The organism is Microcella sp., assembly GCF_033763155.1.
Lineage (GTDB): Bacteria > Actinomycetota > Actinomycetes > Actinomycetales > Microbacteriaceae > Microcella.
On the sequence record NZ_JANRKZ010000237.1, the window covers coordinates 1 to 4,044 of the forward strand.

5 protein-coding genes are annotated in these 4,044 nt (G+C 65.9%); 4 read left to right on the top strand and 1 reads right to left on the bottom strand.

Going from position 1 to position 4,044, the window contains the following annotated elements; translation table 11 throughout:
• The 3 genes from dapC to SFU54_RS10330 form a co-directional block, all read left to right on the top strand.
• Positions 1-1,051, top strand: a 1,051-nt coding sequence (gene dapC, locus SFU54_RS10320; protein WP_319016188.1) for a succinyldiaminopimelate transaminase, incomplete at its 5' end; no start/stop codon positions are given.
• A gap of 151 nt (positions 1,052-1,202) precedes the next feature.
• Positions 1,203-2,504 (top strand): citrate synthase, encoded by a 1,302-nt coding sequence (locus SFU54_RS10325; RefSeq protein WP_319016189.1) that lies wholly within the window; start codon positions 1,203-1,205, stop codon positions 2,502-2,504.
• A gap of 70 nt (positions 2,505-2,574) precedes the next feature.
• A complete protein-coding gene (locus tag SFU54_RS10330) occupies positions 2,575-2,997 on the top strand; it encodes a hypothetical protein (protein WP_319016190.1) in 423 nt (140 codons plus the stop codon).
• A gap of 28 nt (positions 2,998-3,025) precedes the next feature.
• On the opposite strand, the gene SFU54_RS10335 is transcribed toward SFU54_RS10330, so the two are convergent.
• Complete coding sequence (locus SFU54_RS10335) at positions 3,026-3,370, bottom strand: metalloregulator ArsR/SmtB family transcription factor (protein WP_319016191.1); 345 nt, start codon at positions 3,368-3,370, stop codon at positions 3,026-3,028.
• A gap of 73 nt (positions 3,371-3,443) precedes the next feature.
• Between SFU54_RS10335 and SFU54_RS10340 the strand changes: the two genes are divergently transcribed.
• A partial coding sequence (locus SFU54_RS10340) for an SDR family oxidoreductase (RefSeq protein WP_319016192.1) occupies positions 3,444-4,044 on the top strand: 601 nt, incomplete at its 3' end.

Below are 4,044 nucleotides of genomic sequence, written 5' to 3' on the forward strand. Positions count from 1 at the left end.
CATCGTCGATCTCTCGGTCGGCTCTCCCGTTGACGCGACCCCCCAGCTCGTGCGCGAGGCGCTCGTCGCCGCGACTGACGCCCACGCCTACCCGCAAACGATGGGCACACCCGAACTGCGCGCCGCGATTGCTGCCTGGTACGCCCGTCGTCGTGGGGTCGACGGTTTGACGACGGATGCTGTGCTCCCGACGATCGGCTCGAAAGAGCTCGTCGGCCTCCTGCCCCTGCTGCTCGGCCTCGGCCCCGGCGACACCGTTGTGTACCCGCGCACGGCCTACCCGACCTATGCCGTGGGTTCGGTGGTGGCTCGCACGACCGGCGTCGCGACGGATTCCCCGGATAACTGGCCCGCATCCACTCGCCTTGTGTGGCTCAACAGCCCGGGTAATCCCACGGGAGCCGTGCTCGGCGTCGCGGCTCTGCGGGCCGCGGTTGCCCGAGCCCGCGAACTCGGAGCCGTGCTGGTCAACGACGAGTGCTACGCCGAGCTGGGCTGGCAGCCCGAGCGGTGGGGCGGCACGGCCGACGACGAGCGCGTGCCGAGCATCCTCGACCCCCGCGTGACCGATGGCGACCACGCGGGACTGCTCAGCGTTTACTCGCTCAGCAAGCAGTCGAACCTTGCCGGCTACCGCGCGGCGTTTCTCGCGGGCGACGCCGCGATCGTGCGCCAGTTGCTCGAGGTGCGCAAGCACGTGGGGCTCATTCCGCCCGCGCCCGTGCAGGCGGCGATGATTGCCGCGCTCGGTGACGACACGCACGTCGCCGAGCAGCGCGAGCGCTACCGCAAGCGCCGCACAGTGCTGAGCGGCGCGCTCGACAAGGCGGGCTTTCGCATCGATCACTCCGAGGCCGGGCTCTACCTGTGGGCGACGCGTGCCGAACCCGCGCTCGACACGATTGCGCTGCTCGCGGAGCACGGCATTCTGGCCGCGCCCGGCACGTTTTATGAGGGCGAGAGCTCGCAACACGTGCGGTTGGCTCTCACGGCGACCGATGAGCGCATCGGCGCCGCGGCCGCGCGTTTGGCGCAACTCTCTAACGCCTGAACGGGTCTGTTGGCCCGTACGTGACTGGTGCGCCTTTGCGCATAGGCTGTAGGCGGGTCACTCCCGAGCCGCCACCACCACCTTGGCTCGTTCTCGGGACCCCGCCCCCACACACCGATCACACCCTGATCATTTTTCGCGAGGAGGCGCTATGAGCGACGGAACACGCAACGACGGCGACACCACGGCCACGCTGCACTTTCCGGGCGGCACGGCCGAGTTTCCGATCGTGCCGAGCGTTGCCGGCGCCTCGAGTCTCGACCTCTCGTCGCTCACGCGCCAGACCGGTCTGACGGCCCTCGACTACGGGTTCGTCAACACCGCGTCCACGAAGAGCGCCATCACCTACATCGATGGCGAACAGGGTGTGCTGCGCTATCGCGGCTATGCCATCGACGACGTGGCATCGAACTCGACCTTTCTCGAGGTCGCCTGGCTGCTGATTTATGGCGAGCTGCCCTCGGCGAGCGAATTGCACGAGTTTGACGAGCGCGTGCGCCACCACACGCTCCTGCACGAAGACCTCAAGCGCTTCTTCGACTCGCTGCCGCACCAGGCGCACCCCATGTCGGTGCTCTCGAGCGCCGTGAGCGCCCTCTCGACCTACTACGGCGACTCGCTCGACCCGCACGACCCCGAGCAGGTCGAGATCTCGACCATCCGATTGCTTGCCAAGTTGCCCGTCATCGCGGCCTACGCCCACAAGAAGGCCATCGGCCAGGCGTTCCTCTACCCCGACAACTCGCTGAGCTTCGTCGAGAACTTCTTGCGCCTCAACTTCGGCAACATGGCCGAGCCCTACGAGGTCAACCCCGTGCTCGTGAAGGCGCTCGACCGCCTGCTGATCTTGCACGAAGACCACGAGCAAAACGCGTCGACCTCGACCGTGCGCCTCGTCGGCTCGACGGGCGCCAACCTCTTCGCCTCGATCTCGGCGGGCATCAACGCCCTCTCGGGGCCGCTGCACGGTGGCGCCAATGAGGCCGTGCTCGAGATGCTCGCGCGCATCCGCGATTCGGGTGAAAGCGTCGAGCGCTTCGTCGAGCGCGTCAAGGCCAAAGAAGACGGCATCAAGCTCATGGGCTTTGGGCACCGCGTCTACAAGAGCTACGACCCCCGCGCCAAGTTGGTCAAAGAGAGCGTGGATGCCGTGCTCGCCGACCTCGGAGTCAGCGACCCGCTGCTGCAGATCGCGCGCGAGCTCGAGGCCATCGCCCTCGCCGACGACTACTTCATCGAGCGCAAGCTCTACCCGAACGTCGACTTCTACACGGGTGTCATCTACAAGGCCATGGGGTTCCCCACGCGCATGTTCACGGTGCTCTTCGCCATCGGGCGCCTGCCGGGTTGGATTGCCCACTGGCGCGAGATGAACGACGACCCCCAAACGAAGATCGGCCGCCCGCAGCAGCTCTACGTGGGCGCGCCCGCGCGCGACTGGCCGCAGCGGTAGTCGCAGGATCGCGTCACGCGCACGCATCCGGAGTCATCTCGAACAGTCGTTGTTGCTGAATACTGGCGATGTGAACCCGGATGACCTGAGAGCAGTGTTGCTCGATCTCGCGGGCACGATCAGCGGGGTACACGTCGATGTCGGCAGAACAGACGCTGCTCGGCACCCCGAGAGCTACATCAAACTGACCTCCCTCACCGATCCCGAGGCTTTCGCGATCGTCTCGGCCACGGGCAGCGGTTCGTATGAGTTGACGGTCAACGGCGGCTTCTCGACGGGCACAGCGGATGATCAGTCCATGGAACCCCACGAAGTACGCGAGTACCTCGCGTCGTTTGTCAGGGCCGCGCTCGCCTACCTCGACGGCTCGTGGTCGATGCGAAAGTCGCGGTTCCTGAAGGTGCCGACAATCTCGATTGAGAAGGACGGCTCGGTGCTGAACCTTGTCCCTCGCGGGCGAGCCTCGACGAATGACTACCGGTTGCCGTTCTGACGCTAGGCGCGAGGCCCAGGCCTGGGGTTCAGGCGATAGCCGGCGTCTCAGGCGCTGCTTCGCCGGGCAGCACACGCTTGCGCACCTCGCGCAGCACGATTTGCTCGGGGCACACTGTTGACAGGAAGTCGCCGACGGAGAGTGCCAGGCGGTCGCTCACGAGCGAGTAGAAGATGCGGTTGGCGTCTCGGCGTTCTGAGATGAGTCCGGCTTGTCGCAAAACGCCGAGGTGACGCGAGATCGTCGGGCCCGATGAGGTGAATCGCGCGGCGATGTCGCCGGCGGTGAGTTCGCCGTCTTTGAGGTCTTGCAGAATCTGTCGACGGGTCGGGTGAGCGAGCGCCGCAAAGATGTCGCTCGCTGTATCTACCACTTTTGCAATATAGCACCGAGGCTAGATAGAGTGCCTAATGTAGCAATTTAGCTAATTAGACACGGAGTCACACATGCGCATAGCGATCACCGGCGGAACAGGGTTTGTCGGCCGAAACCTCGCGGCACGGTTGCCGGCATCCGACACGGTCGTGGTGTCTCGGCGCACGGGCACCGAGATCGACGATGTCGCGGCCCTCACGGCCGCCTTCGCGGGGTGCGATGTCGTCGTGCACGCGGCGGGCATCAACCGCGAGATCGGCGACCAAACCTTCTCGCGCGTCCACATCGACGGAACCCGCGCGATGATCGAGGCAGCCCGCCGCGCAGGGGTCGGCCGCATCGTCATGGTGAGCTTCTTGCGGGCTCGCCCCGACTGCGGTTCGCCGTATCACGAGTCGAAGTGGGCGGCGGAAGAGCTCATCCGTCAGTCGGGCATCCCGCACACGATCCTCAAGGCGTCGATGATCTACGGGCGCGGAGACCACATGGTTGACCACGTCAGTCGTGCCGTGAAGACGTGGCCCGTGTTCGGCACGGTCGGGTTTCGCGGCAAGACCGTGCGACCCATTCCGATCGACGACTTCGTCACCGTGCTCATCGCTGCCGCCGACGGGCGCATCCCCGAGTCGACCGTTGCCGTGATGGGAGCGGAAGAACTATTGCTGTCCGACG